20 protein-coding genes are annotated in these 24,428 nt (G+C 34.0%); 11 read left to right on the top strand and 9 right to left on the bottom strand.

The genetic code is table 11. The annotated features are described in order from the left end of the window. Positions 1–47: 47 nt before the first annotated feature. Positions 48–2,096 (bottom strand): HD family phosphohydrolase, encoded by a 2,049-nt coding sequence (locus tag C1H87_RS21610; RefSeq protein ID WP_102757812.1) that lies wholly within the window; start codon positions 2,094–2,096, stop codon positions 48–50. A 126-nt stretch (positions 2,097–2,222) separates the two neighbouring features. Here C1H87_RS21610 and C1H87_RS21605 point away from each other — a divergent pair, with 126 nt between their 5' ends. Together C1H87_RS21605 and C1H87_RS21600 are read left to right on the top strand one after the other, a co-directional pair. After that, on the top strand, positions 2,223–3,398 hold the full coding sequence (locus C1H87_RS21605) for an acetyl-CoA C-acyltransferase (protein WP_102757811.1): 1,176 nt from the start codon (positions 2,223–2,225) through the stop codon (positions 3,396–3,398). Between the two features lie 133 nt (positions 3,399–3,531). Beyond that, positions 3,532–4,281, top strand: coding sequence for a C40 family peptidase (locus C1H87_RS21600; RefSeq protein ID WP_102757810.1), 750 nt, complete (start codon positions 3,532–3,534; stop codon positions 4,279–4,281). Between the two features lie 56 nt (positions 4,282–4,337). On the opposite strand, the gene C1H87_RS21595 is transcribed toward C1H87_RS21600, so the two are convergent. Beyond that, positions 4,338–5,597: a tetratricopeptide repeat protein gene (locus C1H87_RS21595; protein ID WP_102757809.1), complete on the bottom strand. Its 1,260-nt coding sequence runs from the start codon at positions 5,595–5,597 to the stop codon at positions 4,338–4,340. A 19-nt stretch (positions 5,598–5,616) separates the two neighbouring features. Beyond that, positions 5,617–8,184: a DNA gyrase subunit A gene (gene gyrA / locus C1H87_RS21590; RefSeq protein WP_102757808.1), complete on the bottom strand. Its 2,568-nt coding sequence runs from the start codon at positions 8,182–8,184 to the stop codon at positions 5,617–5,619. Positions 8,185–8,445: 261 nt separating this feature from the next. Here gyrA and C1H87_RS21585 point away from each other — a divergent pair, with 261 nt between their 5' ends. The 5 genes from C1H87_RS21585 (at position 8,446) to C1H87_RS21565 (ending at position 14,292) form a co-directional block, all read left to right on the top strand. Beyond that, positions 8,446–10,995: an ATP-dependent Clp protease ATP-binding subunit gene (locus tag C1H87_RS21585; protein WP_102757807.1), complete on the top strand. Its 2,550-nt coding sequence runs from the start codon at positions 8,446–8,448 to the stop codon at positions 10,993–10,995. A 245-nt stretch (positions 10,996–11,240) separates the two neighbouring features. Further along, positions 11,241–11,798, top strand: coding sequence for an RNA polymerase sigma factor (locus tag C1H87_RS21580; RefSeq protein WP_102757806.1), 558 nt, complete (start codon positions 11,241–11,243; stop codon positions 11,796–11,798). Next, on the top strand, positions 11,791–12,366 hold the full coding sequence (locus C1H87_RS21575; RefSeq protein ID WP_102757805.1) for a hypothetical protein: 576 nt from the start codon (positions 11,791–11,793) through the stop codon (positions 12,364–12,366). Before C1H87_RS21580 ends, C1H87_RS21575 begins: the two co-directional genes overlap by 8 nt. A 79-nt stretch (positions 12,367–12,445) precedes the next feature. Continuing rightward, positions 12,446–13,534 carry a hypothetical protein gene (locus tag C1H87_RS21570; RefSeq protein WP_102757804.1) on the top strand — a complete coding sequence of 363 codons (1,089 nt, stop codon included), beginning with the start codon at positions 12,446–12,448 and terminating at the stop codon, positions 13,532–13,534. A gap of 26 nt (positions 13,535–13,560) precedes the next feature. Then, positions 13,561–14,292: a head GIN domain-containing protein gene (locus C1H87_RS21565; protein ID WP_102757803.1), complete on the top strand. Its 732-nt coding sequence runs from the start codon at positions 13,561–13,563 to the stop codon at positions 14,290–14,292. 306 nt (positions 14,293–14,598) lie between these two features. Here the strand turns inward: C1H87_RS21565 and C1H87_RS21560 are convergent, their stop codons facing one another. Continuing rightward, on the bottom strand, positions 14,599–15,900 hold the full coding sequence (locus C1H87_RS21560) for an MFS transporter (protein WP_102757802.1): 1,302 nt from the start codon (positions 15,898–15,900) through the stop codon (positions 14,599–14,601). A 377-nt stretch (positions 15,901–16,277) separates the two neighbouring features. Further along, positions 16,278–17,093 carry a M48 family metallopeptidase gene (locus C1H87_RS21555; protein ID WP_102757801.1) on the bottom strand — a complete coding sequence of 272 codons (816 nt, stop codon included), beginning with the start codon at positions 17,091–17,093 and terminating at the stop codon, positions 16,278–16,280. A gap of 177 nt (positions 17,094–17,270) precedes the next feature. Here C1H87_RS21555 and msrB point away from each other — a divergent pair, with 177 nt between their 5' ends. Both msrB and C1H87_RS21545 read left to right on the top strand, forming a co-directional pair. Then, a complete protein-coding gene (gene msrB, locus C1H87_RS21550; RefSeq protein WP_102757800.1) occupies positions 17,271–17,747 on the top strand; it encodes a peptide-methionine (R)-S-oxide reductase MsrB in 477 nt (158 codons plus the stop codon). Between the two features lie 122 nt (positions 17,748–17,869). Next, entirely contained in the window at positions 17,870–18,433 is a 564-nt protein-coding gene (locus C1H87_RS21545; RefSeq protein WP_102757799.1) for a DUF1572 family protein, read from the top strand. An 80-nt stretch (positions 18,434–18,513) separates the two neighbouring features. Here the strand turns inward: C1H87_RS21545 and C1H87_RS21540 are convergent, their stop codons facing one another. Next, positions 18,514–19,797: an NAD(P)/FAD-dependent oxidoreductase gene (locus C1H87_RS21540; protein WP_102757798.1), complete on the bottom strand. Its 1,284-nt coding sequence runs from the start codon at positions 19,795–19,797 to the stop codon at positions 18,514–18,516. A 183-nt stretch (positions 19,798–19,980) separates the two neighbouring features. On the opposite strand from C1H87_RS21540, the gene lpdA reads away from it, so the two are divergent. Further along, positions 19,981–21,357 (top strand): dihydrolipoyl dehydrogenase, encoded by a 1,377-nt coding sequence (lpdA, locus tag C1H87_RS21535; RefSeq protein WP_102757797.1) that lies wholly within the window; start codon positions 19,981–19,983, stop codon positions 21,355–21,357. A 103-nt stretch (positions 21,358–21,460) separates the two neighbouring features. Here lpdA and aroQ read toward each other — a convergent pair whose 3' ends face one another. From aroQ to C1H87_RS21520, 3 genes are all read right to left on the bottom strand, one after another. Continuing rightward, on the bottom strand, positions 21,461–21,880 hold the full coding sequence (gene aroQ, locus C1H87_RS21530; RefSeq protein WP_102757796.1) for a type II 3-dehydroquinate dehydratase: 420 nt from the start codon (positions 21,878–21,880) through the stop codon (positions 21,461–21,463). An 81-nt stretch (positions 21,881–21,961) separates the two neighbouring features. After that, complete coding sequence (locus C1H87_RS21525) at positions 21,962–22,489, bottom strand: porin family protein (protein ID WP_102757795.1); 528 nt, start codon at positions 22,487–22,489, stop codon at positions 21,962–21,964. Positions 22,490–22,653: 164 nt separating this feature from the next. Beyond that, positions 22,654–23,187 carry an outer membrane beta-barrel protein gene (locus C1H87_RS21520; RefSeq protein ID WP_158655316.1) on the bottom strand — a complete coding sequence of 178 codons (534 nt, stop codon included), beginning with the start codon at positions 23,185–23,187 and terminating at the stop codon, positions 22,654–22,656. A gap of 302 nt (positions 23,188–23,489) precedes the next feature. Here C1H87_RS21520 and xerD point away from each other — a divergent pair, with 302 nt between their 5' ends. Continuing rightward, entirely contained in the window at positions 23,490–24,401 is a 912-nt protein-coding gene (gene xerD / locus C1H87_RS21515) for a site-specific tyrosine recombinase XerD (protein ID WP_102757793.1), read from the top strand. Positions 24,402–24,428: the final 27 nt, after the last annotated feature.

Raw genomic sequence — 24,428 nt, 5'->3', positions numbered from 1 at the left:
AGATACTTAGATATAACACAACTATTTTTGTCCCTTTTTTATAATTTTTATTCCGGGTATTCAATACGTAAATGATAAATGTTTGCAAGCTTGTGTTTTAACACCTTTTTTATCGATTCAATTTCCTTAAATGTAATGTCCGCATTTAGAAATTGTTCATCCTTTATTTGCTTATTTATGATATTCTCAACAAATGCATCAATCTTTGTAGATGTTGGTTCCTTTAGACTTTTCGACGCAGCTTCAATACTATCACACATCATTAAAATAGCCGTTTCCTTACTAAATGGTTTTGGCCCCGGATAACTAAAATCTAGCTTATCAACATCATCGTATTCCTTCTTTTCCTGCATATAAAAATAATACACAACACTAGAGCCGTGGTGAGTACGTATAAAATCGATAACTCTATCCGGTAAATTATTCTTTTTGGCTATCTCTATACCGTTTATAACATGATCTGTAATGATTCGTGCGCTTTCCTTAGGTGACAATTCATCGTGTGGATTAATCCCTGTTGATTGGTTTTCGGTGAAAAAAGTTGGATTCCTCATTTTACCAATATCATGATACAAAGCTCCTACCCTTACCAGCATAGCGTTAGCTCCTATTTCATTTGCAGAAGCTTCAGCTAGGTTGGCTACATTTAAAGAATGATGAAAGGTTCCTGGTGCCTTATCGGACAGCTCTTTTAATAATTTCGAATTAGTATCGGAAAGTTCCAAAAGCGATACATCAGAAACCAAACCAAAAATCTTTTCATATATGTATATTAAAGGCTGTACAAAAAGCGTCGCAAGTCCACTCAAGATAAACCAAATAAATATTTCCCATTTTATTGTTTTCACACTACCTTCATGAATAACCACAAATGCAAAATAGGCAATAATATAAATGAGTGTTATTTGCCCTACCGATATAAATAAATTAGCTCTTTTGTATAATTCTGAAACAGTCAATATAGTTACAATTCCTGCTATAATTTGAAGAAACATGTATTCGTAACTATTGGGTACAATAAACCCAATTAACAATACAGTAAGGACGTGCGAAAATAAGCCCAGTCTGGCATCAAAAAAGGCCTTGAGTACTAAGGGCAAAATACAAATGGGGACAATATAAATATACTTGGCATCATAATTTACAACAAAGGTTGTTATAAATATCATTAAAGAAACATTGAAGAAAATAAATGTAACCTTAGTATTATTTTCAAATACTTCAATTCTATACTTTCTTAAAAACAAAAGTAGCATTAATAACGCTAAGGCTACTAACAATGTATAAGCGAACAATACCCAGATATAATTGGATTTACTCCAAACCTGCGATTCGTATTCCGACTGTAACGACTTTAATATTTGGTATTTATCGCCTTCTACAACTTCTCCCTTAGAAATTATCAAGGTTTCCTTTGCAACACTTCCTCTGGTGTAAGCTATTTTTCCTATTTCTTCTTGTAGTGCCTTATCTGTAAACGATTTATCGAAAACCAGATTAGGCTCTACTAAATCGAAAAACAAGGAGGTAAAAACTGTTTTATACTGAATCACACCTTGTTTATTCAAAGCATTATCAATAACTTTCGATACTCCATCCTGCTTAATTAAATGAGAAAAGAAACCATCCTGTTTTTTAACCCTTCCGTCAAGCACAACTATAGCCCTATCTTCGGGAAAATTATAATCCTCACTTAAAACCCCAAATAGATACAATTCGTCAACGATTTTTTCGCCGATCTTGTATAACTTTTTAGACACCGACCTAGGAATAGAATCTGAAAATGTATTTTTAAAGTGATTACTATATGAAGATTTTATTTTAGCTTCGATGGTATTGTCTAAATTAAAATACAATACCGAGTTGTTAACTAGCACTTCTTTTTCAGACTCAATCTCGCCATCTGTTTTTTTTATGGCAAAATCGAAAGGTGCATATAAATTTTCTGATTGCCAGGGTTTTCCATTTTCAAAATTGTACTTGAATTTTCCACTTTTAGGAAACAAATACACAATAAAAAAAGTGGTCGATATAAATAATAACCCTTTATAAATTAAAGAATGATTTTTATATAGTTTATTTATAAAATCTTTCATCTAAAAACTTAATGGTCTCAAATGTAATAAAATTATAAGCTACCACCATTTTTATAATAAATGAATCATATACATTTCTACTAAAAAATCGTTATTTTCGCAAGAACAAATTAAACCATAAAATTAATGAATAAAGAAGTAGTTATTGTATCGGCTGCAAGAACTCCAATTGGGAGTTTTTTAGGTGCTCTATCCACTATTACCGCCCCCAAACTTGGATCTATTGCTATAAAAGGAGCCTTAGACAAAATAAATTTAAAACCAGAATTAGTTGAGGAAGTATTAATGGGTAACGTAGTGCAGGCTGGTACGGGTCAAGCTCCGGCTAGGCAAGCTGCTATTTATGCAGGAATACCTAATACGGTACCATGTACCACTGTAAATAAAGTATGCGCCTCTGGAATGAAAGCGGTGATGCAAGCTACTCAAACCATCGCACTTGGAGATGCAGATATTGTAGTGGCCGGAGGTATGGAAAATATGAGCCTAATCCCTCATTATTTACATGCCAGATCTAGCACTAAATTTGGACCAGCCACATTAATTGATGGCATGCAAAAAGATGGTCTGGTAGATGCTTACGATCAAAATGCCATGGGTGTTTGTGCAGATGCTTGTGCTACAGAATATAAATTTTCAAGAGAAGATCAAGATGCTTTTGCTGTACAATCCTATGAGCGCTCTGCCGCTGCTTGGAATGCCGGTAAATTTAATAATGAAGTCGTTCCTGTTGAAGTACCACAACGTCGCGGAGAACCTATTGTAGTAAGTAAAGACGAAGAATTTACTAATGTTAAGATGGAAAAAATTCCGCAATTACGTCCCGCATTCTCAAAAGATGGTACTGTAACAGCTGCCAATGCTTCAACAATAAATGATGGCGCAGGCGCTATGGTTTTAATGAGCAAAGAAAAAGCTAACGAACTTGGCTTGACTCCCTTGGCAACTATAAAAAGTTACGCAGACGCTGCTCACGAACCTGAGTGGTTTACAACAGCTCCTGCAAAGGCACTTCCTAAAGCTTTAAGTAAAGCTGGCATAGAAATATCGGATGTAGATTATTTCGAATTTAACGAAGCTTTCTCGGTTGTTGGTCTTGCGAATATGAAAATTCTCGGATTAAATGACAGCAACGTAAATGTAAATGGTGGCGCAGTATCATTAGGACACCCTCTTGGTTGTTCTGGTGTTAGAATTATGATTACTTTGCTAAATGTTTTAGAACAAAATGATGCTAAAATTGGAGCAGCAGCCATTTGTAATGGAGGTGGTGGTGCTTCTGCAGTTATTATAGAACGTTAGTAATATTAAATTACTTTTATTGTTATTATTTATTATGAAAAAACTTTTTAAAATTTTTATTCGGCAATCAGAGGTTTATCTCCAATATAATTGCACAAATAATTAATAGTAATAGTTAATAGATAATAACTTTATGCAGTACGGAATTTGTAATTTAAGTATTGTTCCTCTTAGAGGTGAACCAGCAGATACCAGCGAGCTTGTTTCACAAATCATATATGGTGAAATTTTTAAAGTCTTAGAACAACGCAAAAACTGGAGTAAAGTGCGTTTAGCATTTGATTCTTATGAGGGTTGGATAGACAATAAACAATATCTCGAAATTGCAGAAGATGCTTATAAAACCTTAAATAAGGAAACACCAAAACTTTCGGAAGATTTAGTTGAATTTATTGAAGACAAAAACAATCAATTACACCCTATTCTATTAGGATCGTCCTTAAACGGACTTTCAAATTTAAATCATAAACACGAAGGTAACTTTATTGAAGGAAAAAAGCCTAAAAGCAACATCATACAAACCGCTTTTTTATATTTAAACACGCCATATTTATGGGGAGGAAAAACACCCTTTGGGATCGATTGCTCCGGGTTTACCCAGATGGTTTATAAATTAAACGGATACAAATTATTACGTGATGCCTCCCTACAGGCAACCCAGGGAGAAGCTTTAAGTTTTATAGAAGAAAGTGAGCCTGGTGACCTAGCCTTTTTCGATAACAACGAAGGTATTATAACTCATGTAGGTATTATAATGAAAGACAACTATATAATACATGCCCATGGTAAGGTTAGAATAGACCGATTAGACCACTCTGGTATATATAATGTAGACAAACGAACACATACACACAAACTACGCGTTATTAAAAAAGTAGTTTAATAAAAAAGGAGCAAATTAAAATTTGCTCCTTTTTTAAAATGTATATTTTTTTAGATTTAGTTAACGCCTTCACTTTCTAAAGCTTCAACTTTCTCTTTCATACTTTTAAACTTATCAGTTTCTCCAAGAATACTGTAAATATTCATTAACGTTTTTGCTGCGCTAATACTCTTATCATTAATTTCAAGTGCCTTTGTTAGGTAAGGAACAGCTTCTTTATAAATTCCTTGACGCTCTGCTCTTAATACATCATAGCGCTTATTGTCTGCTCTAGATGTCCCTAAGCCATTCATCTCTTCAATGATAGATTGCTCTCTGTTTAAAATCAAAGCTGCTAAGTTTATGTAAGCATTTATGTATTTTGGATCTAATTTTACCGCTTTTTCATAATACGCTTTTGCTTCTTCTGGTTGATTGGATTCTGAAGCTATCACCCCTAAATTGTATTGTAATTCAGGATTATCAGGATCCATTTGCGTGGCTTTTTCCAATAATTTCTTAAACTCATCAGTGTTGCCCATTTTGTAATGAACATTGGCTTCAGATAAAATTAGATTAACGTCATTAGGACTCTCTGCTCTTGCTTCTTTCATTGCAGCAATTGCCTTTTCGTCATCACCTCTGTTAACATAAATAAGCGCAACGTTTTTTACAATTTCTGGTTTCTTAGATTCAGACACACGCTCTGTTGGGTTATTGTGCGTTTTAGCTTTAACAGAAATATCACGTAAACTTTTACTATTAAACACTTCTTCTTTTTGTGTTTTAATATCCGTAGCAACATACTGAGTAGTAATACCTGTATACCCTAACTTTTTAAGCTCCTCATAAAGCCCTAAAGCTCTATCGTACTCTTGAACATTAACCGCAGTTGCTGCTGCATAATAAAGAAATACGGTATCCGTTTCCGTAACTCGATACGATTTTTCGAAAAATACTGATGCCTTTGAGTAATCCTTACCCTCATAAGCCGTATTTCCTTTCTTCAATAAGCCATTTGCCATATCCTGCTTTAACAGATTAACTTCTGCAGAATATCCAATTTCAACTTTGTTTAAGCTCTCTAAAGCAGCATCCGAATCGGCTATAGGCACTTCTCCTTTTCCGTATAACGCTTTAGCAATTAAGTAATAATACTTTGATTTAGCCTTAGCGTCCATAGCATCCATAAGTGCTTCCGCTTGTTTTAATGCCGATTTAGCCTCAGCATATTTTTCGCCTCTTATAGCTTTATCGGCCGTTTTCAATTCCTTCTTTTGCGCAAATGTCAAAGTACTTATTGAAAAGGTTAAAGCTATTAATAACTGTGTTCTCATTTTATGAATTTATTATTTATTAATTTTCTGTGTTATCATTATCACCTTCAGTATTATCAAGAGTTGTGCCACCCTCAACATTTTCATTGGTATCGTTAACAGTTTCAACATCTTCAACGTCATCTTCTTCATGCATCACCTTTGCTACAGCTGCAATAGAATCTTTTCCTTTTAAATTGATTAACTTAACCCCTTGGGTAGCTCTACCCATAACTCTTAGGTTCTCAACAGCTAAACGTATAGCGATACCAGATTTATTAATAATCATTAAATCATCATTATCTGTTACACTTTTAATAGCTACCAGGTTTCCTGTTTTTTCTGTAATGGAAATGGTTTTAACCCCTTTTCCTCCTCTATTTGTAATTCTATATACTGGTTCTCCGTCTTCTGGATCGTCAATGTAAGTTCGCTTACCATAACCATTTTCAGAAACCACAAGTACAGACTCTTCTTTTGGATTTTCTATAGTTACCATGCCGATAACTTCATCTTTATCGTGAGCCAATCTTATACCTCTAACTCCAGAGGCACCACGACCCATTGGTCTTGTTTTGGCTTCTTCAAAACGAATAGCTTTTCCAGATTTTAATGCTAACATAACCTGACTAGTACCAGTAGTTAATTTAGCTTCTAAAAGTACATCGTCTTCTTTAATAGTAATAGCATTAATACCATTGGTTCTTGGTCTTGAATACTGTTCTAAAGATGTTTTCTTAACTTGACCGTTTTTAGTTGCCATTATGACATAATGACTATTAATATAGTCTTCATCCTTTAAGTCTTGAGTACAAATGAAGGCCATTACCTTATCATCTTGCTCAATATTTATCAAGTTTTGAATAGCTCTTCCTTTGGATGTTTTACTACCTTCTGGGATTTCATAAACACGCATCCAGAAACATTTTCCTTTTTGAGTGAAGAACAACATGTATTGATGGTTCGTACCTACAAATAAGTGTTCTAAGAAATCCTCATTTCGGGTCGTTGATGCTTTTTGACCAACCCCGCCTCTATTTTGTGTTTTATATTCTGTTAGCGATGTACGTTTAATATAACCTGCATGCGAAATGGTAATAACCACTTTCTCATCTGGAATCATATCTTCAATACTTAAATCACCTCCAGCATACTCGATGGTAGAACGACGCTCATCACCGTACTTTTCCCTAACAACTTCCAGTTCTTCCTTAATAATATCCATTCTGCGCTCTTTTTTAGCCAAGATATCCTTAAGGTCTTCGATTGTTTTCATTATTTCTTCGTACTCCGAACGTAATTTGTCTTGTTCCAGTCCTGTTAATTGGCGTAAACGCATTTCAACTATAGCCTTGGCCTGAATCTCGGAAAGCTCGAAACGTTTTATTAAGTTCTCTCTGGCTTCATCGGCATTGGAAGACCCTCTAATTATAGAGATAACTTCATCAATATTATCTGAAGCAATAATTAAACCTTCTAAAATATGAGCACGCTCTTCTGCTTTTCGTAACTCGTATGTTGTTCTTCTTACAACAACCTCATGCCTGTGCTCTACAAAATAGTGGATGAGATCTTTTAGGTTTAACAATTGCGGACGTCCATTAACCAACGCAATGTTATTCACACTAAATGAGGACTGTAAAGCAGTATACTTAAACAGTTTGTTTAATACAATATTCGGAATTGCATCACGCTTTAAAACGTATACTATACGCATACCATTTCTATCAGATTCATCACGAATCGTCGCAATACCTTCTAACTTTTTGTCGTTTACTAAATCGGCAGTCTTTTTAATCATGTCTGCCTTATTGACTTGGTAAGGGATCTCATCAACTATAATACACTCACGCCCATTTACTTCCTCAATATTTGCTTTAGCACGCATAACGATGCGTCCACGACCTGTATGAAAAGCCTCTTTTACACCATCATACCCATAAATGGTTCCCCCTGTTGGAAAATCAGGAGCTTTAATAAGTGTAATTAGCTCATCTATTTCTATATCGTTATTATCTATATAAGCAATGGTACCATTAACGACTTCGGTTAAATTGTGCGGTGGCATATTGGTTGCCATACCTACAGCAATACCAGAAGCACCATTAACTAATAAACCTGGAATACGTGTTGGCAACACAGTTGGCTCCTGTAACGTATCATCAAAGTTTAATTTATGATCTACTGTTTCTTTTTCAATATCTGCCAACATATCCTCAGATATTTTGCGCATACGTGCTTCTGTATAACGCATGGCCGCCGGACTATCGCCATCTATAGAACCAAAGTTACCTTGACCATCAACGAGCATATAACGTAAACTCCATTCTTGAGCCATACGCACCATAGCATCGTAAACAGACGTATCACCATGTGGATGGTACTTACCTAAAACTTCTCCAACTATTCTTGCGGACTTTTTATGTGCAGAATTTGCTCTAACTCCTAGTTCATGCATACCATATAGTACACGTCTGTGAACTGGTTTTAAACCATCTCTTACATCTGGCAAAGCACGTGACACAATGACCGACATTGAATAATCAATGTAAGCCGATTTCATCTCATCCTCAATATTAATAGGGATCAATTTTTCTCCTTCTGTCATAAATAATTTAATTAAGTTTTATATGTGTATTTCACAACATGCTAATATAAGTATTTCAATAGTCATGACAGGTGTTTCTATACTTTTTTTCATGTTTTTTATTAACAATTGTATATGCTTTTTTAGTTAATAAGTATCACTTAAAAAATTTTGATTTTATAAACTTTTTTTCGTCAATTAGCAGCTTAACAGATCATTTAAGGTATAGTTTTTGCCTTTAGTTAAATGTTTTAGTATTTTTAATGCAGAAAGGACACGATTATGGATGATAATTTTTCCCCCAGAGTAAAAGATGTAATTGCATATAGCAAAGAAGAAGCATTGCGTTTAGGTCATGATTTTATTGGCACTGAACACTTAATGCTTGGGCTTCTGCGAGATGGTAGCGGTAAAGCAATTAATATATTAAACGCCTTAGATATTGATTTAAATCATTTAAGGCGCAAAGTTGAAATATTAAGTCCTGCTAACCCTAACATAGCTGTAACTTCCAATCAAAAAAAGAACTTACACCTTACCAGGCAGGCAGAACGCGCTTTAAAAACCACATTTTTAGAAGCTAAGCTTTTTCAAAGTACTTCTATTAATACAGCGCATTTATTGCTCTGTATTTTAAGAAATGAAAACGACCCTACCACCAAGCTTTTAAATAAACTAAAGGTTGATTACGATAACGTTAAAGAACAATTTAAACTTATGATAACAAACGACAATAATTATATAGAACCAAAGTCCGAATCTTTTCAAGATGACGATATGAATCCAGAGGACGATGCTTCAAAAGACAATATTTTTAATGCACCAACCGGAAAAACGAACAAAAAATCCAAAACACCTGTTTTAGATAATTTTGGACGCGATTTAACAGCCCTGGCAGAAGAAGGTAAACTTGATCCTGTTGTTGGTCGTGAAAAGGAAATACAGCGTGTTTCCCAAATTTTAAGTAGACGTAAAAAGAACAACCCGCTTTTAATTGGTGAACCTGGTGTTGGTAAATCTGCCATTGCTGAAGGTTTAGCACTAAGAATTGTAAAGCGAAAAGTATCACGTATATTGTTTAATAAACGAGTTGTAACTTTAGATTTGGCCAGCTTAGTAGCAGGAACAAAATATAGAGGTCAATTTGAAGAGCGTATGAAAGCCGTAATGAACGAGCTTGAGAAGAACGACGATGTTATCCTTTTTATTGACGAGATACACACCATAGTTGGCGCCGGTGGAGCTACGGGAAGTTTAGATGCTTCCAATATGTTTAAACCTGCCCTAGCCCGTGGTGAAATTCAATGTATTGGTGCCACAACTTTAGATGAGTACAGACAATATATTGAAAAAGACGGTGCTTTAGAGCGTCGTTTCCAAAAAGTCATTGTAGAACCAACTTCTGTTGAAGAAACTATAGAAATACTTAATAATATAAAAGGAAAGTACGAAGAACATCACAATGTTGATTATACACCTGAAGCTATTGAAGCTTGTGTTAAATTAACTAATAGGTATATGACCGAGCGCTTTTTACCAGACAAAGCTATTGATGCTTTAGACGAAGCAGGCTCTCGTGTACATATCACTAATATTGATGTTCCTCAACAAATTCTGGAACTCGAAAAACAGCTAGAAGACATTAAAGAGTCTAAAAATGCTGTAGTCAGAAAGCAAAAGTATGAAGAGGCTGCCAAGCTTAGGGATGATGAAAAACGCATAGAAAAAGAATTGGTTATCGCCCAAGAAAAGTGGGAAGAAGACACCAAACAGCATAGAGAAACGGTTAGCGAAGACAATGTTGCCGATGTGGTTTCTATGATGACAGGAGTTCCGGTAAACAGAATTGCTCAAACAGAAATTAATAAACTTGCCGAGTTGCCAAACCTAATAAGAGGAAAAGTAATAGGACAAGACGAGGCTGTTGCCAAAGTCGTAAAAGCCATTCAGCGTAACCGTGCCGGACTTAAAGATCCAAACAAACCCATTGGTTCATTTATCTTTTTAGGGCAAACAGGTGTTGGTAAAACGCAATTAGCAAAAGTATTATCAAGAGAATTATTTGATAGTGAAGACTCGCTTGTTAGAATTGACATGAGTGAGTATATGGAAAAATTTGCTATTTCCAGATTAATTGGGGCGCCTCCAGGATATGTTGGTTACGAAGAAGGTGGACAATTAACCGAAAAAGTAAGGCGCAAACCTTATGCTGTTATATTGTTAGATGAGATTGAAAAAGCACATCCAGATGTCTTTAACATGTTACTTCAAGTACTTGATGATGGATATTTAACAGATAGTTTAGGAAGAAAAATAGACTTTAGAAATACGATTATTATCATGACGTCTAATATTGGTGCTAGAAAACTTAAAGATTTCGGTACCGGTATAGGTTTTGGAACGGCATCGCAAAAAGCTCAGGAAGATGCTAATGCAAGAAGTGTTATTGAAAACGCATTGAAAAAATCGTTTGCTCCAGAATTTTTAAATAGAATTGATGATGTTGTAGTATTTAATCCGTTAGAGAAAGAAGACATCAATAAAATTATTGATATTGAATTAGAAAAACTTTTAGCAAGAATTAAAGGTTTAGGCTATATCTTAAAACTTAGTAAAAGCGCCAAAGACTATATTGCCGAAAAAGGTTTCGACAAACAATATGGCGCAAGACCTTTAAAACGAGCTATTCAAAAGTATATTGAGGACGCTTTGGCAGAAGAGATTATTACATCTCATGTACAAGAAGGCGACAAAATAAGTATCGATTTAGACAAGAAGTCTAAAGAATTAAAAATCACGATCGAAAAAGCTGAAAAGCCTACGGAATCGTAAAAAATAAAAACTAGAGCTTGGCCAGAAACAAAAACAGCCTTGGAAAACCTGATAAAAGCAGCGTTTAACCTGAGGAAACAAGTAACAGAAGCAGCTCCGGCTTATTAAAATTCACCTATGAATTATTAAAAAACGGTACTTTAATCATATTAAAATCCTATATTCTACGAGAGTATAGGATTTTTTTTTGCAAATACTGTAACAAAATATAACGATGCATATCTATACTATAACAATTTGTTTTTTTGACGCCAACTAAATTAAATATCGAACAGCTTGTTGAGCTTTGTAAATCTGGAAACCAATCTGCACAATTGGAAATATATAACAGATATTATAAAGCCATGTACAACGCTTCTTTTAGAATAGTAAAAGACAGCTTTGAAGCAGAAGATATCATGCAAGATTCATTTTTAATGGCTTTTACAAAACTAAATGGCCTTAAAGAATCGAAAATATTTGGAGCGTGGCTAAAACGAATCGTTATAAATAATAGTATTTATCATTATAAAAAGAAGAATAAAAAGAATGAAGTTCCTATAGATGATATACTATACAAAATAGAAGACAGCAACGGTATTGATAGCAACGGTGAATTTGAAAACATAAAGGTGAAGCAAATTCTAAACACCATGAAATTGTTGAAAGATAATTACAGAATAGCATTAACCTTGAACCTTATAGAAGGTTACGATTATGAAGAAATAAGTGATATTTTAAATATTTCCAACGCCAATTGCAGAACAACAATTTCCAGAGCTAAGGAAAGTTTAAGAACTAAATTACAAGCGGTTTATGAATAATGACAATGACAACATAGAGCAACTGTTTAAAAAACATGAAAACGATTTTGATATTGAAAACCCAGGATTAAATCATACAGAACGTTTTTTAAACAAATTAAACAAACAAAGCGAGCTGCAACTAGTTAAAGTTGATAAACAAAGGCGTCGTTTATGGAAACCTTTAATTGGTGTAGCCGCTTCTGTAATACTAATAATAACATTGTTTATTGGTTCTCAACAAGATTCTGGTTACAGAGAACTAGCCAGTGTATCTCCTAAAATGGCAGAAACAGAAGATTTCTTTACGCTAACCATCACTGAAGAGTTAAGCAAAATTGAAAATGAAAAAGCGCCTGAAGTTCAAAAACTAATTAAAGATACCATGGTTCATATGAGGACTTTAGAAGAAAATTACAATTCTTTGAAAAAAGATTTAACCGAAAGCGGAGATGATAGCCGGGTTATTTACGCCATGATTTCCAACTTTCAAAATAGAATAGATTTATTGCAAAGCACTTTAACGCAAATAGAAAACATTAAACAACTAAATGATTTACCAAATAAGATATCTAATACAACTATTTAACATTATAAAACGATAAGTCTCTCCCGTACTAGGTACTGCCAAAGTACGACCCTTTTAGAAATAATTAAAAATCAATCTCATGAAACGAACATTACAATTTAAAATATTAATTCTATTCCTAACCATACCTCTTTTTGCCACTGCAACAGAAACAAACCCTAAAGGCAAGTACACAAAAAAGAAAGTAATTAATAAGGAATTCTCTGTTTCTGCAAAAGCTACACTTAACGTAGATAATAGCTACGGAAACATCGATATTGTTACCTGGGACGAAAACAGAATGGTTTTTGAAATAACCATTACAACTACAGGTAATGACGAAGAAAAAGTTAAGCAAAAACTAGATGACATAACAATTAAGTTTGACGCATCTACAGATTATGTTTCTGCAAAAACACAATTCGAAGACAGTAGAAACAGCTCTTGGTGGAACTGGAAAAAAAACGATAGAGTCAGCAGGAAAATCAACTACATTGTTAAAATCCCCGTTACCAGTGCTATCGATTTAAGTAATGACTATGGAAGCATTAATGTGGACAAACTAAAGGGACACGCTAAAATAAATTGTGATTATGGTAAAATTACTACTAAAGAGTTAATGGGCGATAACAATATTATAAATTTCGATTATACAAAAAACTGTTATTTTGATTATATAAAAAGCGGAAAAATAAACGCCGATTATAGTGGTTTCACAGTTTCAAAAACGAACAACCTAAATATTAATGCCGACTACTCAAACTCTAAAGTAGAAATAGCCGAAGATGTTAATTATAATTGCGATTACGGTAGTATGAAAATTGAAAAAGCCAATAATATTACTGGAAATGGCGACTACTTAACAACTATTATAGGAGACGTTTATAAAAACGTATCTCTTAGAGCAGATTACGGTTCTATAAAAATAAATCGATTAACCGAAAATGCCGGAAATGTTAACATTAAATCTGATTATGTAGGCATAAAAATAGGTTACGTACCAGCATATAATTTCAATTTTAATATCGATCTACAATATGGTTCACTTAAAGAGGAAGGGCTGGAATTCACAAAAAAAATCATAAAATCTATAGACAAGATTTTTATAGGTCACCATGGTAGTAAAGACTCCGGAAATACTATCAACATAGAATCCGAATACGGCAGTGTGTCACTTTATAAAAACTAAATTCATCAATAATAAATAGTAATCATATGAAAACATCAATCAAAAAACAAACAGTCTTAATTATAGCTTCCCTACTCTTAGCCTCTACATCGTATGCCCAATGGGGGAAGGTAAAAGGAAACGGTAATATGAAAACCATAACCCGAACAACCTCGGAATATGATGGCGTAAAATGTTCTGGCTTCATGGATTTTATTTTAGTAAAAGGCACAGAAGGAAACATTAAAATTGAAGGGGAAGAAAACTTATTAGAGCATATCATTACAGAGGTTAAAGACAATAAACTGATTATAAAAAAAAGAAAAGGAGCTAATATTAGTCCTAGTAAATTTAAAACCATAAAAATCACGATTCCATTCGAGGATATTAGCACAGTCTCCCTTGCTGGTTCAGGCGATTTATGGAATGAAGATATAATAACTGCAACCAACCTTGATATTGCTTTAGCTGGCTCTGGCGATGTGGTTCTCAATATAAAAGCATCCTCAACAAAAGCAGCTATAGCAGGCTCAGGAGATGTTACACTAAAAGGAGACACCAATAATTTAGAAGCCAAAGTGGCTGGGTCGGGTGATTTTCATGGCTTTGGCTTACAGACAAACAACACAGATGTTTCTGTTGCTGGATCTGGAGACGCTAAAGTTTTTACCAATAAGAACTTAAAAGCTAGAGTTGCAGGATCGGGAGATATCACTTATAAAGGAGACCCTATAGTTGATGCCAGAGTTTCTGGTTCTGGAGATATTTCTTCTAATTAACGTGAGTTCGACGTAACCATAATATTATTATACTGAATGCCAGTGATTTAATTTAAGTGTCGGGTTGAGCGCAGTCGAAACCTATTTAAAATTATAGGTTTTAATGACCTTTCGACTGCGCTCAAGGTGACAAGTAACATTTTTAGTGTATTTATCGTTAAAATTAAACTGCTTTTAAACTCAAGTTAATTAAAAATAAATTCATCAATCAATACAATCATCAATCAAAATAAGAGGCTGAATTCTAAGTTAAAATCCAAAGAATTCAGCCTCTTTAATTTATACGTAATTTGATGAATAATTAAATTATTTGTTTTCAGACAGCTTGGGAACTCTAAATAACAAAACTATTCCTGCTAAAAAGAATACAAATAAAAACAAAATGGCATTTCTCATACTTCCTGTAAATTGATCTATGGTTGCAAAAATCCCCATACCAATTACAATTCCTATTTTTTCGGCCACATCATAAAAGCTAAAAAAGGACGTAGTATCTTCTGTTTCCGGTAAAAATTTAGAATAGGTTGATCGCGCCAAAGATTGTATTCCCCCCATAACCAAACCAACAACAGAGGCTGCTATGTAAAACTGAAAAGGTGTTTCCATAAAAAAGGCATAAAAACATAATCCCATCCAGATAAAATTAATACCAATTAACGTTTTAATATTTCCATATTTAGATGATGCTCTCGAGGTTAATACAGCTCCTACTACAGCGACCAATTGAATGACTAAAATACTAACGATTAAACCTGTGGTCTTGTTATCGTCGCCTCCCCATGCAATTTCTTCTTCACCAAAATAAACAGCTACCAACATTATAGTTTGCACCGCCATACTAAAAACAAAAAAGGCATATAAATAACGTTTTAACCTTAAATCTTGTTTTAACTGTTTCCATACCTGTCTCAATTCTTTCAAACCATTAAAAACAACGGCTCTGGTTACTTTTTGGCCAGAAGAGGTTCCTTTAGGCAAATAATAAAATGAATATTGACTAAACAAAATCCACCAAAGGCCAACAGTTAAGAAAGAGTATCTCATCATTAGCATTTTGTCTGCTCCATTATCTTGACTCATTACCATTGCCAAATTAACAATTAATAAAATGACGCTTCCAATGTAGCCTAATGAAAACCCTTTAGCACTTATTCTATCCTGCTGTTCCGGAAACGCTATATCTGGTAAATATGAATTATAAAAAACCAAACTTCCCCAATAGCCTATTAATCCCATAAAGTAGAATAATAAACTTAAGTGAATCTGGTCTAAATTAAACCAATACAGTCCTATACATCCAAAACCACCGATATAACAGAAAAACTTTAAAAAACTCTTTTTATTTCCAACATAATCGGCAATTCCAGATAATATTGGAGACAAAAAAGCGACTACTAAAAAGGTGAAGGCGGTAACAAAAGTGATTAATGCGGTACTCTTAAATTCAAACCCAAAGGCTGAAACTGTTTTTATTTCAGAAAGAAATAATGCTGAGTAAAATATAGGGAATATCGAAGAGGCTATTGTTAATGTATAAACCGAATTTGCCCAATCGTAAAAAGCCCAAGCGTTTAGAAGTTTTTTACTCCCTTTTTTAAGTTGTTCCATATAAATATTTAACCATTAAATCGTGAGATCCCAATCTCTATTGGGATTTAAAACGAGGCTACCTGAAAAATTCTCGAATTGTCGTTCAGAGCGTCCAGTACTGAGCGTAATCGAAGCAAGCGAAAAATCTAAAAACACTAACAAACAAGTGCTAACCTTAAAGATATTCCCTGTCTTTCTCTACTTGCCCATCCGACAGACAAGTGTTCTAAATGACACTTTTCAAACAGTCTTATTTTAAATAAAAAAGCTGCCCTATTATGAGCAGCTCACTAAAGTAGTTAAATATTTTTATTTCTATGTTAAGAAATCTGTAATAACAAATAGTAAATAATCAATTGAAATGATTACTAACTCATTACAAATCGAAATTATTATTATTTAAATTTGGTAACTCCAAACTTTTTAGCTTCTGCCTTGGCTTCTGGAGCTAACCTTTTAAGATTCGCAATACGAGAATCATTAGAAGGGTGCGTGCTTAAAATTTCTGGTGGTGCTTTTCCGCCACTGTTAGCCTTCATACGCTTCCACAATTCCGAAGCTTCATCTGGATTGTAACCAGCAATAGCCATTAAATATACACCTATCACATCTGCTTCGGTTTCATGGCTCCTACTAAAAGGTAGCATGACTCCTACTTGTGTTCCAACACCATAATATTGATTAAATGCATTTCTGGATTTTTCATCTTTAATAGCAATATTTCCAGCAACAGCCAGACCTTGTTGTAAATAAGCAGCACTCATGCGCTGTTGCCCATGATTTGCCAATGCGTGTGCTACCTCATGTCCCATAATAGCCGCTACTCCCGTTTCTCCTTTTGCAATGGGTAAAATACCTGTGTAAAAAACGATTTTACCTCCCGGCATACACCAGGCATTTACCGTTTTATCATCAACCAGATTATACTCCCATTTATAGTCAGTTAAATACCCCTGATTGCCATTAGAATTTAACCAACGTTCTGCAGCAACAGCAATACGCTGCCCTACTCTTTTTATCATTTCAGCATCTTTAGTGCCTTTAATCACTTTATTCTCCGTTAAAAACTGATCATATTGAGCAAAAGCTGTTGGAAACAATTGAGAATTTGGCACCAGAGCTAAGGTATTTTTTCCTGTAAATGGATTGGTAGCACATGATAGTACAAACATGACTATACCGACTATTAAAAGCAATTTTTTAAATTTCATTATATAAGGGATTTACAATATTCTATAAAAGTACAAAATTTGTGTTGTAATAATTTAGACACTATATTTTTTTATTGGTCACAAAATTAGAATTAAAAAATTTTAAATCAATTATGTCATGTATTCTTAATAGATACGACATAATAAGAAACAAGTTTAAATAAGAACTCCAATAACATGAAAAAACTAGTTTTATTATGCTTAACTATAGCACTATTTAGTTGCAACAACAATAATGCCCAAAAAGCTGAACAGAAAGTTTATAAAGTTTCTAAAACTGAAGCCGAATGGAAAGCGCAGCTATCTAAAAAAGCATATTATGTTTTAAGGGAAGCCGGAACCGAACGCCCGTTTTCTAGCCCTCTAAATAAAAATTACAAAGAAGGCACTTATGTATGCGCCGGATGCGATACACCTTTATTTAAAAGCGAACATAAATTCGATTCCGGTTCAGGTTGGCCTAGTTTCGACAGAGAAATTAAAGACAACGTAGCCTATGGTTCCGATAATAAATTAGGATATTCAAGAGATGAAGAACATTGTGCTACTTGTGGTGGACATCTTGGACATGTTTTTAACGACGGTCCTAGGGAAACAACAGGAAAACGTCATTGTATTAACGGAGTAGCCTTAAAGTTTATTCCTAAAAAATAATTTCAAAATCTAAAAAGTAAATTCCAAATTCCTAAGCTCCATATTCAAAAGTTGTGATTGTAGAATTCCTAATCGTGAGCTTGGAATTTGGTATTTATGATTCAGCATTTTATTTTTGAGGAATGAAAACATCTTACCTACCGAGTATTATTAAACAGTTTGAATATTATAAAAGTTTAGGCGATAAAACTTTTGAAACACTTAACTTAGAAGAACTCCAAAAAGAATTCGAAGAAGATTCTAATTCTATTTCCATTATTACTAAACATATTGTCGGCAATATGCTAAGCAGGTGGACTAATTTCTTAACTGAAGATGGTGAGAAAGAATCACGTCATCGCGATTTGGAATTTCAAGATACATATGCTTCCAAAGATGACCTTGTTAATGATTGGAACAAAGGTTGGAATTGTTTATTCGAGGCTATTACCCCCCTAACAGAAACCGATTTAGAACGTATTATTTACATTAGAAATCAAGGACATACAGTTACCGAAGCCATTAACAGACAACTAGCACATTACTCCTATCACATCGGACAAATTGTTTTTCTTGGAAAATTAGTAAAAGGTAAAAACTGGCAATCGCTATCAATTCCAAAAGGCAACTCTTCTAAGTATAATGCCGAAAAATTCAGCAAAGAAAAAGGCAGACGACACTTTACAGATGATTTATGGGTTTTCTAAATTCCAATAAAACCAGATCACTATAACACCTATTTAGTTGCAAAAACAGCTTTGCGGCTTTTGCGTCTCAAACAATAAAACTAGATATTACTTTTCTTTTTGAAAGGCCTAATAATTAAACGAGCTTCCCGGTCGAATCTCACATAATTATATACCCAATTTATAAAAACAACCATCCTATTTCTAAAGCCTATTAGAAAAAACAGGTGAACAAACATCCAAACGTACCAGGCAAAAACGCCTTGAAATTTGTACCGTTTTAAATCGACTACCGCTTTATTTCTTCCTATGGTTGCCATAGCACCTTTATCCTTATAACGGAAAGGTTTCATGGGGTGTTCTTCAATTAATTTTAAAATATTATCGCCTAATTGATCACCTTGTTGAATGGCTGGTTGTGCCATCATAGGCAACCCTTTAGGGTATTCATCGCTTACCATACATGCCACATCTCCTATTGCAAAAATATGCTTAAACCCTTTTACCTGACTAAACTCATTTACCAAAAGCCTTTGGCCTCTTGTTACAAATTCTTCGCCATCAAGTCCCTTTACAACAGCTCCCTTTACTCCGGCTGCCCAAATTAAAGTAGCCGTTTCAAAAGTTAAATCGGTGTTGGTTGTTACGGTTTTTCCGTCGTAATTAGTTACCCTAACATTCTTCCAAACATGCACACCTAATCGTTCCAAAAAGTCTTCTGCCTTTTCCGATGCTTTAGCACTCATCCCCTTTAAAATGCAATCCCCAGATTGTATCACATGTATTTGAGCCATGCGCGTATCCAAATCCGGATAATCTTTTGGTAAAATCCCCTTTTTAATTTCCGCCAAAGCACCAGCCAACTCTACCCCTGTTGGTCCTCCTCCAACAATCACAAAATTCATGAGCGCATTACGTTCGTTTAAATCCGAAGTCAACAAAGCATCCTCAAAATTCTCCAGTATCAAACTTCTTAAATTAAGAGACTGCGGTATGGTTTTCATGGCCATACTATATTTTTCTATATCGCTGTTCCCAAAATAATTGGTTGTAGAACCCGAAGCCACTACCAAATAATCGAATTTAAGCTTACCTATATTAGTAACCACTTTGTTTTTTTCGGTATCGATTTCCTCAACATTTGCTAACCTAAAATGGAAATTAGGAAAGTCTTTCAATATCTTTCTAATAGGATAAGCAATAGAATCTGGCTCTAGTCCACCCGTTGACACTTGATATAATAATGGTTGAAATGTATGGTAGTTATTCTTATCTAATAAAACAACTTGAAGATCTTGTTTAGATAACTTTTTTGCTAAAGCAACCCCCGCAAAACCTCCACCTATAATAACAATTCTAGGAAAACTTGTTCTTGATATGTTCATTAACAGTTTCTTATTTTTTTAATAGATTTTATGTGATTCGCATAAAATTTACAGACTATTGTTGTACTTATTTCATATACAAATACCTGCGGTGCAAAGGTAGCATTAAAGATATAAATTTAAAGCCTTCTAAATTCTTTATTCAAATTCGATTTCGTAAATTCGTACCCTAAAATTTAACACATGAGTAAATACGATATTATTGTCCTTGGAAGTGGTCCTGGTGGTTATGTTGCCGCTATTAGAGCATCACAATTAGGTTTTAAAACTGCTATTATTGAAAAAGAGAACCTTGGCGGTATATGTTTAAACTGGGGTTGTATCCCAACTAAAGCATTATTAAAATCTGCCCAGGTATTTGAATATCTTAAACATGCAGAAGATTACGGGTTATCGGTTAAAGATTTCGATAAAGATTTTGATGCTGTAGTAAAACGTAGCCGTGGTGTTGCTGAAGGCATGAGTAAAGGCATTCAGTTTTTAATGAAGAAAAACAAAATTGACGTTATTGATGGTTTTGGAAAACTTAAACCTGGTAAAAAGGTGGATGTTGATGGAACTGAATATAGTGCAGACAATATAATTATTGCAACAGGAGCTCGATCTCGAGAACTACCAAGTTTACCGCAAGACGGGAAAAAGGTTATTGGGTATAGAGAAGCTATGGTTTTACCAAAACAGCCTAAGAAAATGATTGTTGTTGGTTCTGGTGCTATAGGTGTTGAGTTTGCCTATTTTTATAACTCAATGGGAACCGAAGTAACTATTGTTGAATACTTACCTAATATTGTTCCTGTAGAAGATGAAGAGGTTTCTAAACAATTAGCACGTTCTTTTAAGAAAAGCGGTATGAATATTATGACTTCTGCCGAAGTGACCTCTGTGGACACTTCTGGAAAAGGCGTAAAAGCAACTGTAAAAACAAAAAAGGGAGAAGAAGTTCTTGAAGCAGATATTATTTTATCTGCCGTTGGTATAAAAACTAATATTGAGAATATAGGTTTAGAAGATGTTGGTATTGTTGTAGATAGAGACAAGATTATTGTTAACGATTTTTACCAAACCAATATTCCGGGTTATTATGCTATTGGTGATGTTACTCCTGGACAAGCGTTAGCCCATGTTGCTTCTGCAGAAGGTATACTATGTGTGGAAAAATTAGCAGGTATGCATGTTGAGGCTTTAGATTATGGAAACATTCCTGGCTGTACATACTGTTCGCCAGAAGTAGCCAGTGTAGGTTTAACCGAAAAACAAGCTAAAGAAAAAGGCTTAGATATTAAAGTTGGTAAATTCCCGTTCTCTGTTTCTGGAAAAGCTAAAGCTGCTGGAACACCTGATGGTTTTGTAAAAGTAATTTTTGATGCTAAATATGGTGAATGGTTAGGCTGCCACATGATTGGTGCTGGTGTTACCGATATGATTGCCGAAGCTGTTTTAGGTAGAAAACTAGAAACTACCGGACATGAGGTATTAAAAGCTGTGCACCCACACCCAACAATGAGTGAGGCTGTAATGGAAGCTGTAGCAGATGCTTATGATGAAGTGATACACTTATAGTCTTTTGATAAAACATAATAGAATATAGAGCATAGACTCTAGACTAAAAAAGTTCCGAGAAATCGGAACTTTTATATTTATACTATATAATATATTCTAGACTCTAATCTAAAAAACTCTTTATCGCCAAATCATAACTCTTCAAACCAAACCCCAGAATAACTCCAGCAGCATTAGGAGAAATATAAGATTGATGACGAAATTCTTCTCTACCAAACGTATTTGAAATATGCACCTCTATTACAGGTGTTTCTATGGCTTTAACAGCATCTCCAATACCCACAGAAGTATGTGTATAAGCAGCTGCATTTAAAATAATACCATCGTAGCTAAAACCTACTTCATGCATTTTATCAATAAGCTCACCTTCAATATTAGATTGAAAATAATCAATCTCTACATTAGTATGTTTTTGCTTTAACGCTTCAAAAAACTCAGTAAACGTCAAGCTTCCATAAATAGTAGGTTCTCTTTTTCCCAATAAATTCAAATTAGGACCATTAATAATTATTAATTTTTTCATGGGATAAAAGTATTAAAAAATTGAGCATAAAAAAAGGAGCTTGCAACAAGCTCCTTACTTTTTCACTATATACTGTAGTGTTTAAATTTTATATGCCAGACCAATAAAAAACCCTTTGAGTTTTCTTGTTAACCCGCTGGATGTATTTTCAAGTAAGTTAGCTAAACCAAAATTATACCTGGCTTCAACAATTAACCCTTTTATATACCTATTAATAACTATATTATAAGCAGCACCTATTTCTATTCCATAATTAACAGACTCAAACCCTTCATCAACATCTAGTAAGTAACCTACACTAGGCCCTGCAAGAATACTAAGCTCTTCAGATGGTTTATATTTTGCCATAATAGGTATGCTTACTTGATTTAACCCTTCAACTGCGATATATAGAACTTCAGGTTGAAAACCAAAATCGTCAGAAATTCCAATATCTGCAAACCCACCTATATAAAACCCTGTTTCAGAATTTGTTATACTGTACGATTGATTTTTAATTTTTAATGTGGCAAAAGCTGCACCCGCTTTACCGCCATATCCCAATTCTTGAGCATTCATAGTCGATAATCCAAATACCGCAATAGCTGTATATAATAATATTCTTTTCATAGTAGATTTAAAGTTTATAATAAACACAAGTGTATTAAAGTAAAGCAATATAAAAAGTAGAAACTTTTAAATATTGTATCATTTCTAATTTTTTATACATCCTTATTAACACCAAAAAAGGAAAACAATTGCCTCCCATAATAAATTTATAAATGTAGTTGTATCTAAAATCTATATCCCACGCCTGTAAAAAAACCACTAATTTTAGATGAATTAATGCCTGGCACATTATCAGATAAATTGGCTAAACCTATGTTATATCTGGCTTCTACAAAGAAATTATAGGTTATATTAAAAGCTGCACCAGCTTCTATACCATAATTAAAAGACTTCGTTCCCTCACCTGCATCAAGCAAAATACCCAGAGCTGGCCCGGCTAGTACAGCAAACTTCTCAGAAACTGCAAATTTACCCATAAGCGGGATATGAATTTCATCAAAATCAAGACCTGTATTGCCACCGGTTGAAACAGATACATAAAGCACTTCTGGTTGAAAAGATAATGCATCAGAAAGTCCAATGTTTGCAAAACCACCTATGTAGAATCCTGTTCCCGTAAAACTAACATCAAATAGTGGTCTTTTAACTTTAGATGAAGCAAAGTCCGCACCCGCTTTAACACCAAAATTAACCTCTTGAGCATTAGCACTTGAAAGGACAAATACTGCAATAGTAGCACATAGTAGTAATTTTTTCAAAATAGATTTGTTTTTAATTTTTGATTGTAACAAATAAAACCTAATTTTTTTAAGATCAAAAAAGAATCAAACAAAACATCGTTTTTAAACGAACAAAAACGCACTTTGTCGATGTTTTAAGTTGAGGAATGAGGAAGAAATATCCATTTATAGTCAGAAAATTATTCTTAAAATCTAATTATCAATATTTTAACACAAAAACATACTGATTATCAAACCACTAAGAAATCAAAAAATATTGAATGCCATCATTTACCTTTTAGCTGTAAAAAATCCAAAGATTTGCGCTATTTTTACATAACATGAAATGGCAAAACGCACTTAAAGATTATCAACTATACTTAAAGATAGAGCGCGGCTTGTCTGAAAACTCTATTGAAAATTATTCCCGCGATGTTAAAAAGCTAATGGTTTACTTGGAGAGCCATAATATTGATGAAGCTCCAACTACAATTACTACAGAAATAATTCAAGGGTTTATATATAGTATTTCTAAAAGTGTAAATGCCCGTTCTCAATCGCGCATTATTTCTGGATTACGCAGTTTTTTTAGCTACTTGGTATTTGAAGATTATATGACCTCTAACCCTTTAGAGCTTATTGAATCTCCAAAAATTGGTAGAAAACTACCCGATACCTTAAGTGAAAACGAAATTAACGACATTATAAATGCTATCGACTTAAGTAAGCCAGAAGGAGAACGTAATCGAGCGATTCTTGAAACACTCTACGGGTGTGGGTTACGGGTTAGCGAGCTCATTAATTTAAAAATATCAGATTTATTTTTTAACGAGGGTTTTATTAGGGTAACGGGTAAAGGAGATAAGCAACGCTTTGTTCCAATTATAGATGTTACCCAAAAGTATATCAATATTTATAGAAATGAAATCCGTAATCATTTAAATATTCAGGCTGGCTTTGAAGACACACTCTTTTTAAACCGAAGAGGCAAACAACTTACCAGAGCCATGATTTTTACTATTATAAAGCAATTGGCTGAAAAAATCGGACTTAAAAAGAACATCTCCCCGCATACGTTTAGACATTCGTTTGCCACGCATTTGTTGGAGAATAAAGCAGATCTTAGGTCTATACAGTTAATGCTTGGTCATGAAAGTATAACTACTACCGAAATTTATGTGCACTTGGACAAAAGCCATTTAACCAATGTAGTTGAAGAGTTTCACCCTAGAAGACAATCGCTAAAAAAATAAAAAGTTTAGATATTAGTAAAAATAAAA

Origin of the sequence: Flavivirga eckloniae (genome assembly GCF_002886045.1) — a bacterium.
GTDB classification, from domain to species: Bacteria; Bacteroidota; Bacteroidia; order Flavobacteriales; family Flavobacteriaceae; genus Flavivirga; species Flavivirga eckloniae.
The sequence above is the reverse complement of the archived record's forward strand: the minus strand, read 5'-3'. Positions and strand labels throughout refer to the sequence as shown.